We start from the raw sequence: 17,073 nt of genomic DNA, 5'->3' as shown, positions 1-17,073 counted from the left end.
CGTCTGCTGTTGGCGCGCGCCATTCGGCCTGACTATGGCTCTGCCGGCCCGTCAGCTAATTGCGATGGACGGGGCTCCGCAGCCCATATCATTAGAGGGGGGGGCTGTAGGTCGCGCCCTAAGCCGCCGTGTCAGCGACGCATGAGCGCGTCGTCTTGAAGCGCCTCGATTTCAAGCGAGAGCGCGAATGAAGAGATCAACCATTTGATCGAGGGTCGGCTTCGCGTCCTGTGCGAACTCGACGATGAGTCGCGGATGACAAAATCGGATACAGGCAGTACGAACTTGTGTTGCAGCTTCAGCGCAATCGCCGACGTTAAAAACGCCTTCGCGATTACCCTGAGATATGATCTCTGCTAACGCGTTGTGCACGACCTGGTGATGTGGACGCAATATCTGCCAGTCTTCATCGTAAGCTTTCACCAACAACTCGTGGAGTTTTCGATTTAACGCGAAGCGCTGTAAATGAGACTTCTCGATCGCTTCGAAAAAGGCGCGTAACTTCTCATTCGCAGACTTCTTTTGTTCCACGACGTTGTTAATCGCCGCTTCGATTTCTGTGAGCAATTTTCGGGCGACCGCCTCATTGATCCCGGATTTCGCGGCGTAGAAGCGATAGACGTTGGCTGGAGACATACTCAGTTCGCGCGCGATGTCCGCGACCGTCGTCTTTTGAAATCCAATCTGATCATACAGACGCTCGGCGACTCCGACTATATCGAGAGTCGTGTCCTTGGACTTGAGGTTCGCAGGAGCTCTCATGTCAACGTCCTGATTGGTGAAACGAAAAAAGAGATCACGACAATCTGTATAAAGAAAATACATTTCAGTCGCGCGCGGTCGCCGCAGGGCCAGTAGAGTTCAGCTGGCGGCCAGCTGGCCGCGCGTCAATATCGACGGCGAGGCGGCAGGGCGTCGAATGGCACCAATTTGTCAGCGTGAGCCTGTCTTGCCGAAGACATTGACGCCTGCGCCCTGTCCACAAGGCTCGCCACGGAATCTCCCGCCTGAAAAGCGGCGACGCCGATATGCACGGTTACGGCCGCCGGTCCCGCCGGCGTATCGAACAATTCCGCCGCCACCGCCTTGTGCAGCCGCTGGGCGAGCGCCGTGGCGTTCGGCAGCGTCGCGCCAGGCGCGCAAACCGCAAATTCCTCGCGGCCCATACGGCCAAGGCTGTCCGAACGGCGCAGGTTCTCCGCTAGCCGATCCGAAAGGCCACAGAGCACTGCATCCTGACAGGTTGGCCCGGTCCCGTTGCTCGACGACGGGAGTTCGCCCAAGCCAATGAAAATCAGCGCGAGGCCGCCGGTCATTACGTGCTCACGAGCGCGAACGCGATTGATCTCTGCCTGCAGGGCCTGCAACATCGCGGTACGATTCAGAATTCCGGTGACAGCGTCTCGCTCGTTCAAAAACCCGACTTCGCCGTCAGGCCGCGCGTCGACGCCTGCTTCGACTTCGGTCCTTGCCGGCGCGAGCGCCGATAAGTTATTCACCGACAAATGCTTAAGGACTGTTTCAGCGCCTGTGTGGCCCTGTTCGGCAGCTTTTTGAAGCCATCGGGAGGCCTCTGCATAATCCTTCGCCACCCCGGCGCCGTCGATGAAGAGCGACCCGAGGAGAACCTGCGCGTCGGCATGAGACTGATCCGCGGCTTTTTGCAGCCACATCGCCGCTTCGGCGCAATCTCTTGGCGCGCCGAGACCATTGAAACACATCAGGCCAAGATTGAACTGAGCTTTCGCAAAATTCTTATCGGCGGCAGCGCGAAGCCATTCACGAGCCAGAACATAATCTTGCGGAGCGCCATGACCGACGGCATAATTATATCCAATTGAACATTGTGCGGCGGCGTGACCTTGCGCGGCCGCCATTTTGAGCCAGCGGACGCTTTCGCTATGGTCCCGACCTAGGCCGAACCCCTCGTCGTAAAAGGAGCCGAGGATGAATTGCGCGTCGGCATCGCCCTTTTCTGCATGCTCAATGATCTGATCAAGCGCTTTCATGAAATCCTCATAACAAACATCCATTATGGATTTCTAACCACGGTCTGTCGATTTTTTCCATATAACATTTTAGACTCTAAGTAAAATTGGCGCCTAAACTAAGCGCATGGATTAATCCTCGAAACTTGTTAAGCTTGCGCTTGTCCTTAGCGTCTCGGCGAGGTTCGAAATTACCACGTTCGTGAGTTAATTAATGCGAGTTGCGCAGTTAGAGCCTAAATGTTAATCAGAGCGGGGCCGCGCTCACAATTACATAATCAAAAAGAATACAAAAGTGGAAGTAATTGATGTATGCTATTTGTGATATCTAACATATATTAAAATGCGTTATTTGATATTTAAATCTCTAGCGTCGCAGCGGGTACGCAAGAATTGGCTTCCGCAGGCGCAAGTTGCCAATGAAAAGCGGTGGCCGACTGGATTTCTGTGAAGCCAAAGGCAAAGAAGGGATTGTTTCGTAGTGTGCTCGGCCATCCTCTCTCGCCGCCGATTGCTCACGGGCTCAGCGTCATTGGCGGCTGCTTTTGGCGTCGGCGAAATAGCATCCTATTGGCCCGAACAGGCCCTTGGCCATGGGGTGAACGCGCTCACCGGGCCAGCGCTGCCTCAATTCAGAGCCAATGCAGAAACCGCGCCTGCCCTGGCAGAGCGGTTCCCGTGGGTGCAATATGGCGAGGCGACGTCTCATAAACTCCAGATCGCAAATGCTTTCAAACCCGGCATAGGGTTCGAATCGGCGCCCACCGAGGGGCGGCTTGGGGAGCGTGAATTCACCATCGGAAGCCGTGCGGTGATCCCGTGGGCTCCGATGTTTGAACGCCCGAGCGTCATCTTCCGCGCCAATCGCGAACTCCAGAGCCTTGCCGGCGTCGAGCAGCTTTTTATCAAGGATGAGGGCAGCGATCTTGTCGCAATTTACGGCAATAAAGTGCGAAAATATGAATTTCTGTTGCCAAACCTGCATTACAGCGGGGTGCGGAAAATCTATTCGCACGGCGCCTACGGCAGCAATCATTGTGCGCACCTCGCGTTGACCGGCCGGTTTGCGGAATTCCATTCGGGGCCTAGATCCGAGGGCATGGACGTCGTGCTTAACCTCTACCCGCAGGCCATCACGGAGAATGTCGTCACCAAGCTTCGCCTGCTTTCCGCTACCGGCGTGACGCTCAATTTTATGCAAGGCGACGCCGTCGTCGGCGTGTCCATCAAGATGCTCAGTCTGATGAATCAAACGACCAAGCGCAGCGCAGAAGGATATATCGATCCGGGCGGATCATCCCCCTTGTCCGTGCTCGGGCATGTCGAGGCCGCGATGGAGCTTGCGCAGCAGATCGAAAGCGGTTCCTGCGAACTGAACCGTTACCCGGATTATGTGTTCCTCCCCATCGGCACCGGCGGCACCGCCATGGGGTTGGCCCTTGGGTTTTATCTTCTCGGATGGCCAACACGCGTTGTTGTCACCTGTTCTCAGGACAAGAGTTCTCTGGCGAAACTCGTGGTGAATGGCGATATCGGCGCGCCCTTCGATATCGCGCATGCCTGCCACCTCCTGGAGGAATCGTTGCCGTGGGCCAGGAAGCTCGGCCTCGTCGAGGACGATATCACGCCTGCGAAAATCCTGAAAGGCCGACTTTTCTATGACAACGAGACTTGGCTTCCGGCCTACGGCAAGATGAACAAGCGCGTGGCCGAGCGCGCCGGCCTCGCCAATGATCTTGGTCTCGTCTTGGATGGGACTTTTTCAGCCAAGGCGTTTGATACGCTTGGCAGTTTCGCTGAAAGGGGCCTGCTGAAGAATAAGCGGATCCTTTTTTGGAATACTTATCAACGTTTTCCTTTCGAAACCATCCTTCCTCAAGACGACGCCTGGGCAAAATATCTCCCCGAAGACGTTCAGAGTCGCCTTTTCACCTGAACGTTCGTCTGCCGGGTTTTGAGGCGCGCCGCCCGGGGGGCGATCGGCGCCAACAAGCTGCCCAATCAATCACAGCTCCGAACTCGCCAAGGTTTTCTCTCGGAGAGACCGCTTATGCTTGCGTTATTTCCAATAAAATTATATCATTTTTCCAGCATTGCGGTTCATAATCAAAATTTATTATCCGTCGTCGGTTCGGCCCCTTTTAATCAGCCGCATTTGAAACTTGCTCAAGTGAGATCCCCGCATGAGCTCAAAAAATCTGCCTCTGGCCCAGTTGGCGTATGTCGTGGCTGTGCTTGTCGGAATATTGATTTATTACATGTACAACGCTGAAATCCGGGCGCATCTTTTCGCGTCGGGCGGCTCCGAAGGACTGACGGCCTGGATCCCAATACCCCTTCTGGCGATTGCATTGTTCTTCCTGTCGGCCGTCTGCATTTTTTTGTCTATTCCAGCTGCGCCATTGTTTTATCTAGCCTTTGGGTTTTTCTTCGGCGCTTATGAAGGGATGTTCCTGGCGGGGCTGGCCACTACTGCAGGCTCGGTGGCCGCCTTTTGTTTTTTCCGCCGCGCCATCCCGCAGAACGCCGCGCTGCGCTCCGTGGAGATCAAGAACGTTTTTATGACCCTGCTTCTGTTACGATCCTCGCCGTGGTTGCCGAATCCGCTGATCACGCTGTTTTGTAGCGCAGTCGATGTCGGGATTGGGATGGTCGCGCTGACGACCTTCCTCGGAACATTGCCTTTGATTGCCATTTACACGATCGCAGCCGGACGGCTGTATGGTCATCTGGATGCTTCGATTCTCTATTCGACCGACGTAGTGGCCGCATTTTTCCTTCTCGGCGTCATCTCGCTCGTCGGCTTTCTGCAACCCGTTAAAATCGCTCTCCAATCGTTGAAGGCCATTCAGGCCGGCATCGCAGAGGAAAAGCCTACGCCGCCGGTCGAGTCGGCGCCGGCCGGCCATTCACTTTAGCGAAACAATTGTCCTGGCGCCTAAAAAGGAGGCACGAGCGTTCTAAAATATAGGCGTTTCCGCGACCATCTGGATTTCTATAATCGGGCGAGAGTCGGTGCGTCATGGGCTTTATAGTAATGAATGATAATAAACATTAACTGTTATCTACTTCATATTGGAGCGAAGCTATATTACCTTGATGTTTCAAAAATTGAATATACATTGTGTTTTTTCTCGATGCTTCATTGCAATGTGGCGGCAATCCGACCTGCAATCAGGCATGCAGGAACAGCCGATGCAGCAATTTCAGCGACTTCCAATCATGTGTGAAAATCGAATGCGTTTTTCAATCCGCCGCGTCTGGCGAAGCTCTATCGCCGCGATCGTCTTCTGCGTCTCGCTCGGAACATCGCTTGGTTGGGCCGCCGACCTGAAGGATATTCAGGCCCGCGGAGAAATCCGTCATCTCGGCATCAGGTACGCCAATTTCGTCACGGGCGACGGTGACGGGTTTGATGTCGATCTGGTTCGCGGATTTGCTCACGAGATCGGCGTTCGCTATACATTAGTTTATACAGATTTCTATACTGTTTTACGCGACCTTCTCGGTCACGACGTCGTCAATCAAAACGGCGCCGTCACATTGACAGGGGAATTCCCGGTCCGCGGCGATATGATCGCGACGGGTTTCACCGTTCTCCCCTGGCGCAAGCAGGTGGTATTGTACTCCGACCCAACTTTCCCTTCGCAAGTGCTGCTCGTCGCGCGCGCCGCTTCGCCCTACGCGCCTATCAAGGGCAGTTCGAACCTCACACAGGACATCATCGAGACCAAGCAGTTGATTGGCGGCCACAGCTTGCTGGTGATGGAACGTACATGCCTCGACCCGGCGAACTATGACCTGAAGGGGAAGGGCCTCGATTTGCGTTCCTATATCCGTAGCACCAATCTCAATGAGATGGTCCCGGCTCTGCTGAACAAGGAGGCCGAATTCACCCTTCTCGATGTTCCTGACGTCATCCTCGACATGCAGAAATGGGCCGGTCAGATCAAGGTGCTTGGGCCGATCTCGCCCGAGCAGGTGCTTGCGGCGGCGTTCCCGACAGGCTCTCCCGAACTGCGTGACGCCTTCAATCGCTACCTGAGGCGGCTGCGCGAAGAAGGCGACTATGATAAATTGGTCGACAAATATTACACCGGCGTCCGGCGCTACTTTCCTGCCTTTTTCAAAGTCGGTGGGTAGCTTGTAGTGAGCGGCACGATGATGGATCGCCTGCTTGCTCGATGGCCTCTTCTTATCGCTGTCGCTTTTTGCGTCTACGCCTCTGTCCTGCTCTGGAATGGCTTCCGATCGCAGGAGCAGCTCACCGCGGGCGCCGAGTCCCGGTTAATTACCGAGGCCCAGCGACAGGCGGCGCAGCTTGGCGACTTTCTTTCGGACCGTCGCGTCGATGTGTCTGAACTGGCGGAATCTCATGAGATCGAGACTTATCTGACCAACAAGGCGCTGGGCATGTCGCTGCGCTATGGACTGGAAGCCAACCTCGATTCGATCAGGGAACGCCTGTCGCGCTGGAGCGCCAAAAATATCGTTCGCGGCAAGGAAATCTATAATCGCATCGCCTTTTTTGATACTGATGGGATACCTCTCGCAGAGGTTGGGCCAGGCGCCGGCGCGATTGCGCTGCCCATCGACATCGCTGCCGGCGTGACAATAACCTTTGACCGCGAGCATCGGCAGCTCGTCGTGACCGCGCCGATCATCCGCAAGAAAGCCTTCGTCGGCGCAATCATGGCGTTCAGCGACATCAGTATTTTGTCCGGCTACCTGAGATCAGAGCCGGATGGGGCCCAGATGCGGGAAGCCTTGCTGACCCAGTCGGGGGAGGATGTTATCGCCCCAGAGGCCACGCCCTGGCTTGATCCCGCACTCGGACGAAAATTCGCTGATCTCCCCGAGAACCGCATCGTTCCATTCGCTGAAATAGCGCCGGCCATTCACGTTGGCGATCCGGCTGACATGGTGGCGGTGCGGACGCCAATTCCAATCTCGCCTCTGTCGCTGATCACTATTGTCGGCGATCAGCAGGTTTATGGCCACATCACATCGCGCAGACTTCTTTACTTGCTCAGCGCGCTTCCACCTCTCACGTTTTTTGCGGCGATTCTGCTCGAACAGATGCGGCGTCGTCACGAGGTATTGCACGCGCGCTATATCGAAACAACACGTCACAGCGACGAACTCCGTGATCGCAATAGCGCCTTGTCCGAGGAGATCACTCGGCGCAAGGAAGTCGAGGCGGCCCTGCGCGAAAGCGAGCAGCGTTTCCGCAAGCTGTTCGACGAAGCGCCATTGCCGAGCCACCTTATAGATCCGTCCGATGGCTCCATCGTGGACTGCAACGCCGCCGCCGCGACGATGCTCGGTTATGATCGAGATTCGCTTCGAGGCATGCGATTAATGGACATCGACCCGATTGCGCAAAATCGCGAAGTCCTCTGGCGCGCCCCGTCCCTGATGGGGCAGTCTGTCCAGTTCGAGACACAGCACCAGACGCGGTCCGGCGAAATCCACGATGTGGCGATTGCGTCCGTTCCTATTGACATCGCCCGGCGAAGACTGGCGTGCATGACGGTCGTGGATATCACAGAACGCAAGCGGGCGGAAAAACGAATCCTGCACCTTGCGCATCACGATGCGCTGACCAGCCTGCCGAACCGGATATTACTGAATGAGCGCATGGCCGAGGAGTTGCACCGCGCGCGGCGTCACGGCGGCCATTTTGCGGTCCTTTGCCTCGATCTGGACGGTTTCAAGGCGATCAATGACACCATGGGGCACGACGCGGGCGACGTGGTTCTGTGCACCTTCGCCGATCATCTGCGCGCGATGATCCGAATGGATGAACTGGTGGCGCGCACAGGGGGCGACGAGTTCGCCGTTCTACTCTACAATATCCCTCATCCCAAGGCCGCCGAACAGGTCGCCCAGCGTCTTCTGGACAGTCTTCCCCTGTCGGTGGATCTCGGCGGCTATTCCGGAACGCTTGGGGGCAGCATAGGGATAGCAATTTATCCCGAGGACGGCGACGATTGCGCCACTCTTCAAAAGAACGCCGACACCGCGCTCTATCGGGCCAAGGCCGAAGGAAAGGGCCGCTATCGCCGCTTTGAGAGCTGGATGGATCATTCCCTTGCCGAGCGTCGCGCGTTGGAGCGTGACTTGAGGCTGGCGATCGAGCATGACGAAATAGAAATGTACTTCCAGCCGCAGTTCGCCTGCGACACGTTGCAGCTGACCGGTTTCGAGGCGCTTGTGCGCTGGGATCATGCCGAGCGAGGCCTCGTGCCGCCGGGGGTCTTCATTCCGCTTGCTGAAGAGTGCGGTCTGATCATACAGATCGGCCGCATGGTGCTCGAAAAATCATGCAGACTGGCGGCCGCGTGGCGACCACGCTGCCCGGTTGCGGTGAACCTCTCGCCTTTGCAGTTTCGCGACTCCGGGTTCCTGTCGCTGTTGTCGAGCATCCTGGAGAGCACAGATTTTCCCGCCAGCCTACTGGAGCTGGAGGTGACCGAGGGCGTTCTGATCAAGGATGAGGAGCAGGCTCTTGGCACATTGCGCGCGCTGAAGGAACTGGGCGTGCAAATAGCCCTGGATGACTTCGGCACAGGCTACTCCGGCCTCAGTTATCTGCGCAGTTTCCCGTTCGACAGGATCAAGATCGACAAATGCTTCGTGCATGCTCAGGAGCACGACGCCGGCACCCAGACGATTCTGGAGGCGGTGCTGGCGATGAGCAAACGGCTGAACCTTCGGGTCATCGCCGAGGGCGTCGAGACTGAAGAGCAACTGGCGATGCTCCGCATGCAGGGCTGCTCCGAGGTTCAAGGGTTTCTTTTAGGACGGCCGATGCCGGCGAGCGAGGTGCAGGCTTTTCTCATGTCGACGATGGATGACGGCGAACGCTATGGACAGCCGGCGCCTGCTCTCGTCGCGGCTAAATAAAGACAAGCGAAAGAGCCGCGAAGTTTGAAACGCCGGTGAGTCATTTTCGAGAGCCGCGGCCGAGGGCCTCCGACAGGCGATGAACAAACGTTTTTTCCGTCGTCGGCGTAAACATTGTTCCTATCGCGAACGAGAGATTGCCTCTTCAAAGCGGGCTTAGGCCGTCGCGCCGCGCCCGAAGCGGATCGGGGGGCGCGGCGTCGCGGCGCCTGGGCTTAATGCGCGCCCGTATGGATGATCGTCCCGACATGCTCGCCGCGGAGGGCGGCGGTGAGCCGGCCTGGGGCCAGTCCGTTCACGATCTGCACGCGTTCGATATGGCGCGCGGTCGCCATGACCTCGAGGAGCGCAGGGTCGAAGGGCAATGTGCCATTTGACTTGGCGAGATCATCAGCGAGGCTGGCCGCGCTTGTCTCGCGAATGAATTTCGCCTGCTTCCCGCCGGCGCCATTGGGATCGACGTCATATACCCCGTCGACATCCTCGACGATGGTGAGGCCGGCCGCTCCGAGCGCGTCGGCGAGCAGGAACGCGCCGGTGTCGGCCCGGTGGATCGGGATGCGCGAGGCAGGGAACTCGTGGTGGTGATAGGGAGGGAAGGCGCTCCCCACGACCGCGCGGGCCGCGGAGAGGTGGATCGCGAGCTGGGTCGCAATGGTCGGGTGCTCGATATAGGAGACGCCCTCGGGCGCGAGCAGCGACGCGAGAATGTGGCCGTTCTGGCCGGCCTCGCTCGCGGCGAGCGGCGCGAGCGAGCCGGCGGGGAGGCCGAGATCGAGGCCGACGCCGTAGAGGTGACGGGCGCGGATGCCAGCGCCGGTCAGAATGAGCAGACGGTGCTCGGGTAGCAGCTTCCTGAGTTCGTCGACGATCGGCAGGATCGCGTCCGGGCCGCGATCCATGATCGAGCGGCCGCCGATTTTCACGACCTGCAGCCAGGGGAGGAGCCGGATAGGACGGCCTCCGGCGACGGGACGGGTGAGGTCGTTGTCGAGCAGGGTCTGACGCGCGAGCGGCGAGGCGACGTGCTTGATGGTGTTGGTGGGTTCGGGCATGGCGGGGGTCCTTAGCTCGCGGTGATGATGGTGCCGACATGCTCGCCGTCAAGCGCGCGCGTCAGGTTGCCGGGGACGAGGCCGTTCACCACCTGAACCTCGCGGACGTGATGCGCGCTCTTGAGCAGATCGAGCATCGGGAATTCAAGGATCGAATCGTGCAGGCCCCGCGCCTTCATCTCGTCGACCGAGATCTTCGGAATGAGAATGGCGTTCTTCGAGGTTTTCGGATTCTCGGTGTAGAGGCCGTCTTCGTCCTTCACGAAGATCATCGACTTGCAGCCGAACTGCTCGGCGATGAGGTAGCATCCCGCGTCGGTGCGGTAGGGCGGGATGACGCCTTCGGTCGGAGGCCGCGTCCACAGCGAGTAGGGCGGCATGCCGCTGAAGACGACGGCGTTCACCTCGGCGAGATAGAGCGGCACCGCTGAAAGTCCAGCGCCGCTGACGAGGGAAATGCCGTGCTTTGCGAGGAGTTGCCCCAGCATCGCGGCGTTCTGGTCGGCGACCGAGGCCCCGAGCTGCGAAAGCACGCCGGCCGGCAGGTTCAGCTCCGCCGCGATCGAGTAGAGATGCCGGGCCCTTGTCCCGGCGCCGGTCCCGATCAGAAGCTGATGCCTTTTGCGCACGGCGACGATCTCGTCCACGAGCGGATAGACAGCGGCGCGGCCGCGGTCGATCACGCTTTGGCCGCCAATCTTGATCACGCTCGCGTCCGGAAGGATCCGGAAGTCGGCCGCCGCCGCCGCCGCCGCCAGAAGCTGCGGGTCGGTCAGCGATCGCTGCATAAGGAGCCCTTCTAGCTCCGCCGTCGTGTTGGTCATGTAGGCGCCCTCCATCCAGTGTGGGTTATTCTTGCGAGCGGCCGCAAGCTTGAACGACAGTCTTATTGAACGATAGTCTTAAACGCAGATCCTTGTTCACGAAACATGCGCGGGAGCGATTTTGGCCTCGTCGAGGGCGGCGGTCTTGATCAGGGCGAAGACGTCGCAGCCCTTCTGCAGGCCGAGTTCGTCGACCGCCTGCCGGGTCGCCGCCGCGAACAGGTGGTTATCTCCGGCCAACGCAATCTCGACCATTGCGAACGGGCCGCTGTCGTGAATGGACAAGACCTTGCCCTGCAGCACGCTGCGCACGCTGGTGCGATGCGCCGGTTCGTTGGCGAGCACGACATCGGTCGCCTTGATGATGACGCGAGCTTCGGAGCCGGCCGGTCCGGCCGCGCCGCCGAGCCAGATCACGCCTGAAGAATGTTTCAATTCGGTCAGGCCATAGCGGGCGTTTTCGCCCGCGACCCTGACGGTCAGGACCGACGAGCGGTCGAACCGCGCCTCCTCGCTTTGCGCCGAGGCCGCGCTGAAGACCTCGCCCGGACCGCCGATCGCCTTGACCTTGCCGGCGTCGATCACGACGATCAGATCGGCGAGGCGGACAACCTCCTCGATCGCGTGCGAGACATAGACCATCGGCACCCTGAACTCGTCGCGGATTCGCTCGATCAGGGGCAGGATTTCAAGCTTTCGCTCCATGTCGAGCGCCGCCATCGGCTCGTCGAACAGCAGAAGCCTGGGACACGACAAAAGCGCGCGACCGATCGCGACGCGCTGGCGCTCGCCGCCCGAAAGACGCGAGGGCGGACGTTTCAGCAGCTTGCCGATTCCGAGCACCTCGATCACCTGGTCGAAATCGATCCGACGGTCGCCCTTGGGCGCGAACCAGCGGCCGAACAGCAGGTTCTGCCGGACGCTCATATGCGGAAAAAGATTGGAATCTTGGAAAACGACCCCGACGCGGCGCCTGTGCATCGGCTCGAAGATGCCCTCGTTGATGTCGACGAACGTCACGCCGTCGAGGCGGATGAAACCCTCGTTCGGCCGGATCAGGCCGGAGATGAGATTGAGCGTCAGGGACTTGCCCGAACCCGATTGCCCGAACAGCGCGGTGAAGGTCTTCTGATTCTGGAAGGCGACTTCCAGTTGGAAGCTTCCCACCTTGAGCGCGACATTGACCTCTAGCATGGGACCTCTGGCGTCCGGAGCCGGATCTTCCGGATCTTGCTCATTTGGATCTGTTTCATTCGGATCTGATCATTCAAGACTCGCGATGCGTTTTTCACCCATCTTCTGGAAAATCTCGGACGCGAACAGGGCCGCGAGCGCGATCACGATGGCGACGATGGTGAGGCGCAGGGCGCTTTCGTCGCCGCCCGGGACCTGCGTGTAGGTGTAGATCGCCGCCGAGATGGTCTGCGTCTCGCCGGGAATGTTGGAGACGAAGGTGATGGTCGCGCCGAATTCGCCGAGGGCCTTGGCGAAGGCGAGGATCGAGCCGACGATGATGCCGGGAAAAGCGAGCGGCAGGCTGACGAGGAAAAACCGCCAGGGCCCGCTCGCCCCGAGGGTTCCGGCCGCGAGTTCAAGCCGGCGGTCGACCGCCTCGAAGGAGAGCCGCATCGCGCGCACCATCAAGGGAAATCCCATGACCGCGCAGGCGACGGCGGCGCCGGTCCAGCGAAACGACAGGACAATGCCGATGCTGGCGAGAAACGGACCAAGCGCGCCCCTGCGGCCAAGCAGCATGAGCAGAAGAAAGCCGGTGACGACCGGGGGCAGGACCAGCGGCAGATGGATGATCCCGTTCAGAAGCGACTTGCCGGGGAACCGGCCGCGCGCGAGCGCGTAGGCGGCAGCTATGCCGAAGGGCAGGCTGATCAGGGTGGCGACGATGGCGATGCGCAAGGACAGCCAGATCGCGGTCCATTCCGCGGCGTTCAGATGAAACATGCGCGCTCCAGCGATTGTGAGTCAGGGCGGGGGGTTGTGTGTGTAGTTTTTGAGGGCAAGGGATTTGTGTGAGCGAGAGGCTTGTGTGAGCGAGGACCGCGCGCTGCGGCGATCATTGTCGCTAGGCTGTCGAGATTACTTTGTCAGGATCTTGAAACCTTGTCCGGTGAGGATTTTCGTCGCCTCCTGCGAGGACAGATAAGCGACGAAATGCGCGGCGTCCTTGTTTTTGGAATCGGCGACGATCGCAACCGGATAGATGATCGGACTGTGGGAGCCCTCGGGAAACGTGCCGACGACGCGGACCTTGGGTTCCGCCTTGGCGTCCGTGAGGTAAACGATGCCGAAGGGCGCCTCGCCGCGGGCGACGAGCGCGAGGGCGTTGCGGATATTGTCGGCCTGAGCCAGTTTCGGTTCGAGCGCGGCGAAGATTCCAAGCTTTTCCAGCGCCTCCTTGGCGTAGATTCCGCCGGGGCACGATGTAATGGTGCAGACCGCGAGCTTGCCGCTGCCGACCGCGCCGGCGAGGTCAAACCCCGGCTCGATTTTCAATTCGGTTTTGCCGTCGGCCGGCTCGATCAGCACCAGCGTATTGCCAAGAAGATTGTGGCGGGTGCCCGGCCTGATGAGTTTGGCCTTATCCAGATAATCCATCCATTGCAGGTCGGCGGAGACGAAAATGTCGGCCGGGGCGCCCTGTTCGATCTGTTTGGCGAGAACCGGCGAGGCCGCGTAGGAAATCGAGGTGGCCTTGCCGGTCTTGGCCGTCCAGGCCGCCGCGACGGCGTCGAGAGCGGTCTTCATGCTGGCCGCCGCGAAAATCACCGGGCCCTTGGTCGCGGCGGCGCCTGGCGCCGTGGCAAGAGGCTGTTCAGCGAACGCCGGATTGGCGAACGCCAGACCGGTGAGCGTCAGGCCTACGAGCGCCAGACCTGCGAGCACTCGGGCCTTGAGCCCCAGGCGGGTCAGTTCGATCATTGCTTTTTCTCCGTATTGAAACTGTTTAAGGTTGTGCGGATCGCGGCGCGGATTTTGCGGCGCGAGCGAGCAAGCCTTGTCTGGGAAAGGGGATGCGCCCCGGCGAGGGGCGGCGAGCAAGTCATGTTGGAAAGCTCCAGAAAGCGCGCGCTTCGTCCAGTCCTCGAAACGGCTCTGTCCGCGCGCGTGCTGCGCCATGACCTTTCCGCCGCGATGACGATTCTGTTTTTCGAGGACGGCGAATTGCGCGCGCCGCTGATCGACATCGCCGTCGGCGCCAGCGTCATCGTGCGCATCGACGCGAGCGACGTGTCGATCGCCCTGTCGCGGCCGATGGACGTGTCGATCACCAACCGGCTTCCTGGACAAATCGTCGAAATCGCCGCGCTCGACCCGCCCTATGTCCGGGTCACGTTCAATCTCGGCAGGACGCGGCTTCACTCTCTGGTCACCAACGAATCCGTAGAGCGGCTGGCGCTGGTCGACGGACTCAAGGCCTGGGTAATGATCAAGGCCGTCGCCATCTCCGAGCAAGACCTCACGCCAGATCGCGCGCCGCGGCCGCGGCCCTGGCCTTTGGATCGAACTCCCAGTCCAGTGAAGACGTGAGTTCGTCCAGCGACTTTTTCGAGGACGCCGCGGCATGGCGCCCGATCGAGCGATAGAGAGCGACGAGGCGTTCGCCGAAAGGCGTGATTTCGGCGCCGGCGGTGCGCCGCCCCGGAAAGGTCGCGATGACGGGCGACTCAAAACAGCGGTTCAGCATGTCGGCGATCAGCCAGCATTTCCGATAGGACAGTCCCAGCGCCCGGCTCGCCCCGATGATCGACTGCTCTTTCCGGATTGTGTCGATCAGGACCAGTTCCTCCGGTCCGAACGTTCCGCCGTTCGGCCAGTGGATTTCGATCGAAACCGAGGCTGGGCTCGAAGCGGACTCGGGCAGCCGTTTGGTTGGCGCCATAGCGGGCGGCTTTCGGCCGGGGGTGGGGAGAGACTGAACTTTTTGTTTCGACATGGGAACCTGCCAGAAGTCCAGTATACGGCGTTACACCGGTAAAGCAAAGCGCGGCGTTCATGGCGCTCACCCAAGACGCTCATGCCAAGACGGCCGCTCCGAGACAGGCGCAATGTTTGGACCGCCCGGATTCCGCTTGGACCGTCGTGATCCTTCTTGATCATTCCTGGCGGGTCGGGCTGGCGGTCGCCATCGCCTTGCGGAGTCTCGCGCAGGTCCGGATCGCCTTAGCGGCGGCCTCGGCGATGGCGCGGCCGCGCTGGTCGGAGCCAGTCCAGGCGGCGGAGCGGCCGCGCGGATCGATCTCGATCAGCTTGACGCCGGCTGGCGCGAAGGCCCCGTCACGGGCGATCCCGCGCAGAGAGCCGTCGATCGGCGCGAGGATCTGCGCCCCGCCGTGGCGCCCGAGCGGGAAGCCCCGGAACACTTGCATGCCGACGTCGACCGCGGTGCGCCAGATCCCGTCGCGGCGGGAATAGACGAAACGCTCGCCGCCGGCCCCGCCGAGCGCGCGCGGAACTCCGTCCGGGCCGTCCGTGGCGCCGATTTCGACAAGTTCGCCGGTATGGGCGGGATGAGTTTCGACGGCGATGTCGCAATTGACCCCCACCGCGAAGTTCGGTCCCAGCCCGACGGCGACCCGGCCGAGTCCGCGAAGGTCGGGTGTGACGCGGCGCTTCTGCATCCGCGCGTCGATAAGGGCTGCGGGCGTGCGCAGCGGAAGCAGGTCGGTCAATTGCAGCGGGGTGACGGCGACGCAGCCGTCTTCGCTCAGGCGTTCGGCGATCTCCATCGACGTCTCCGCCCGCAGGCCGGCGATGCCGTCGACCTCGGCCCGGTCGTCGAACAGGGCGTCGTGGAACGACATCCCGCGGCGGATGACCGGCGGAAACGGATCGTGGCTCAAAATGACCGAATAACCCTCCCAGGCCAGCAGCACCGCCGTCGCCGACGCGATCTCGTTGGTCCCGAGGATCAGCGCGAGAGGGCGCGCTTCCCTCGACAAAAAGGCGGCGAAAAGGTCGGGGCGCATGGTTGGACTCCTCGTGAACCTGCTCCCACCGAGCAAGCTCCGAGCCAGCGCGGAGACAGGCGACCGACCGCCGTTTCAAGCAGAGCTCGTGACCGAAAGCCGGCGCGGAACGTTCGGGGAGCCGGGGAATGTCATAAGTGTGACAATGGCCGCAACCTATATTGTTATAAATATAGCATAAATTGTCCGGACGCCTGAGAAGAGAGGCGCCTGGAAGAGTCTGGAGCCAATCGATCAAAATCCTGGAACAAAGGCGACGCCTGGACGCACAATTCAGGCGCCCGTCTTGCTTGGTCGGGACTGGCTGCGCAGCACGTCCATTGCATTGCAGGAAGAAAGAACGAGCGCATCCTTATCGTCAGCGGCTGAGAACGTCGCTTTCATTCATCGAACACCGACTTCATCGCGCCATGGTTCGTAAATTCAACTCTCCGTCTCTCGACCTGGCGCAGACCGATCCCGGGCTCGGCATTTTGCGCCTGGCGGCCCTCTTCGCCGATGCGGACGCGAAACTGGAACGGGAAACGCTCGATGCGATGTTCGAGCAGGTCGAGGCTGGCGTTCTCGCCGGCGCGGCGCCTGCGAACATGTGGCCGGAGTTGGTTCGCGGCCTCATGGCTCCCGCCCCCTCCAGGATGATCCAGGCCTTGCGCGAGTGCGGCGCGCTGGCCGTCGTCCTGCCGGAGGTGGCGGCCTTGTCCGGCGTTCCGCAGATCGCAGACGATCCCGTTGGAGTCGACCTTGGCGATCACGTGCTGAAAGCGCTGGATGAGGCCGCGCGGCGCGGGGCCCCTTTGGCGGCGCGTTTCGCGTTGCTCGTAATGAACGTCGGCAAGGCGGATTCGCCGCCCGAACACCTGCCGGCCCATTATCGTCACATCGAACGCGGGCGGCCCCGCATCGAAGCGATCTGCGACCGGTTTGCGACGCCGCAGGCGTGCCGCGAACTCGCGCTTCTGGCTTTGGCCGAATGCGAGCGCGTGCACCGGGTGTCCGAGGTGCGCGCCGGACCCGTCGCGGTGATGCTGGAACGGCTTGGCGCATTCGACGCGCCGGACCTTTTCGACTTGTTGATGATCGTTTGCAGTTGCGACTACCGCGCGTATGGAGGTCGTTCCGAGCACGATTATCCCAAGGCGGCGTTATTGCAGACCGCGCTCGAGGCCTGCTCGCGGGCCGACACAACCACCATCGACCCCGGCCTTGGCGCCGATCAGGCTTTGGGCGCCCTGCAGACAGCACGCGCCGAGGCGATCGCACGCACATTCCGCTCGCAACGCTGGTCCGGCGGCTCGACGGAGCCGTAGCGGCT

The 17,073-nt window shown here is 60.5% G+C and carries 15 protein-coding genes; 6 read left to right on the top strand and 9 right to left on the bottom strand.

The features are described 5' to 3' along the window. Positions 1–171 precede the first annotated feature (171 nt). Both BM177_RS06785 and BM177_RS06780 read right to left on the bottom strand, forming a co-directional pair. Positions 172–825, bottom strand: coding sequence for a TetR/AcrR family transcriptional regulator (locus tag BM177_RS06785; RefSeq protein ID WP_244532173.1), 654 nt, complete (start codon positions 823–825; stop codon positions 172–174). Positions 826–887: 62 nt separating this feature from the next. Continuing rightward, a complete protein-coding gene (locus BM177_RS06780) occupies positions 888–2,009 on the bottom strand; it encodes a diguanylate cyclase domain-containing protein (RefSeq protein ID WP_175492521.1) in 1,122 nt (373 codons plus the stop codon). A 511-nt stretch (positions 2,010–2,520) separates the two neighbouring features. Between BM177_RS06780 and BM177_RS06775 the strand changes: the two genes are divergently transcribed. From BM177_RS06775 to BM177_RS06760, 4 genes are all read left to right on the top strand, one after another. Continuing rightward, a complete protein-coding gene (locus BM177_RS06775) occupies positions 2,521–3,924 on the top strand; it encodes a pyridoxal-phosphate dependent enzyme (RefSeq protein WP_091680207.1) in 1,404 nt (467 codons plus the stop codon). 247 nt (positions 3,925–4,171) lie between these two features. Then, positions 4,172–4,906: a TVP38/TMEM64 family protein gene (locus tag BM177_RS06770; RefSeq protein ID WP_091680205.1), complete on the top strand. Its 735-nt coding sequence runs from the start codon at positions 4,172–4,174 to the stop codon at positions 4,904–4,906. A gap of 319 nt (positions 4,907–5,225) precedes the next feature. Further along, positions 5,226–6,131 carry a transporter substrate-binding domain-containing protein gene (locus BM177_RS06765; RefSeq protein ID WP_091680360.1) on the top strand — a complete coding sequence of 302 codons (906 nt, stop codon included), beginning with the start codon at positions 5,226–5,228 and terminating at the stop codon, positions 6,129–6,131. A gap of 18 nt (positions 6,132–6,149) precedes the next feature. Then, entirely contained in the window at positions 6,150–8,897 is a 2,748-nt protein-coding gene (locus tag BM177_RS06760) for a bifunctional diguanylate cyclase/phosphodiesterase (protein ID WP_091680203.1), read from the top strand. Positions 8,898–9,112: 215 nt separating this feature from the next. Here BM177_RS06760 and BM177_RS06755 read toward each other — a convergent pair whose 3' ends face one another. The 5 genes from BM177_RS06755 to modA form a co-directional block, all read right to left on the bottom strand. Continuing rightward, on the bottom strand, positions 9,113–9,952 hold the full coding sequence (locus BM177_RS06755; protein WP_091680201.1) for an amino acid kinase family protein: 840 nt from the start codon (positions 9,950–9,952) through the stop codon (positions 9,113–9,115). 11 nt (positions 9,953–9,963) lie between these two features. Further along, on the bottom strand, positions 9,964–10,776 hold the full coding sequence (locus BM177_RS06750) for an amino acid kinase family protein (protein ID WP_091680357.1): 813 nt from the start codon (positions 10,774–10,776) through the stop codon (positions 9,964–9,966). 96 nt (positions 10,777–10,872) lie between these two features. Then, entirely contained in the window at positions 10,873–11,970 is a 1,098-nt protein-coding gene (gene modC, locus BM177_RS06745; protein ID WP_091680199.1) for a molybdenum ABC transporter ATP-binding protein, read from the bottom strand. A gap of 69 nt (positions 11,971–12,039) precedes the next feature. After that, positions 12,040–12,735, bottom strand: a complete 696-nt coding sequence (modB, locus tag BM177_RS06740; protein WP_091680196.1) for a molybdate ABC transporter permease subunit — start codon at positions 12,733–12,735, stop codon at positions 12,040–12,042. Between the two features lie 135 nt (positions 12,736–12,870). Beyond that, complete coding sequence (gene modA / locus BM177_RS06735; RefSeq protein ID WP_091680194.1) at positions 12,871–13,713, bottom strand: molybdate ABC transporter substrate-binding protein; 843 nt, start codon at positions 13,711–13,713, stop codon at positions 12,871–12,873. Positions 13,714–13,836: 123 nt separating this feature from the next. Between modA and BM177_RS06730 the strand changes: the two genes are divergently transcribed. Continuing rightward, on the top strand, positions 13,837–14,322 hold the full coding sequence (locus tag BM177_RS06730) for a TOBE domain-containing protein (RefSeq protein WP_091680354.1): 486 nt from the start codon (positions 13,837–13,839) through the stop codon (positions 14,320–14,322). Here BM177_RS06730 and BM177_RS06725 read toward each other — a convergent pair. Together BM177_RS06725 and BM177_RS06720 are read right to left on the bottom strand one after the other, a co-directional pair. Continuing rightward, a complete protein-coding gene (locus tag BM177_RS06725) occupies positions 14,252–14,674 on the bottom strand; it encodes a winged helix-turn-helix domain-containing protein (RefSeq protein ID WP_091680192.1) in 423 nt (140 codons plus the stop codon). The genes BM177_RS06730 and BM177_RS06725 overlap by 71 nt on opposite strands. Before the next feature lie 214 nt (positions 14,675–14,888). Then, the gene (locus BM177_RS06720; protein ID WP_091680190.1) at positions 14,889–15,761 is read right to left on the bottom strand and encodes a xanthine dehydrogenase; all 873 of its coding nucleotides are present in this window, start codon (positions 15,759–15,761) and stop codon (positions 14,889–14,891) included. 410 nt (positions 15,762–16,171) lie between these two features. Here BM177_RS06720 and BM177_RS06715 point away from each other — a divergent pair, with 410 nt between their 5' ends. Beyond that, a complete protein-coding gene (locus BM177_RS06715; protein WP_091680188.1) occupies positions 16,172–17,068 on the top strand; it encodes a tRNA nucleotidyltransferase/poly(A) polymerase-related protein in 897 nt (298 codons plus the stop codon). The last annotated feature ends 5 nt before the right edge of the window (positions 17,069–17,073 follow it).

This window comes from Methylocapsa palsarum, from assembly GCF_900114285.1.
Taxonomy (GTDB): Bacteria; Pseudomonadota; Alphaproteobacteria; order Rhizobiales; family Beijerinckiaceae; genus Methylocapsa; species Methylocapsa palsarum.
This window is presented reverse-complemented; position numbering and strand designations above follow the sequence as displayed.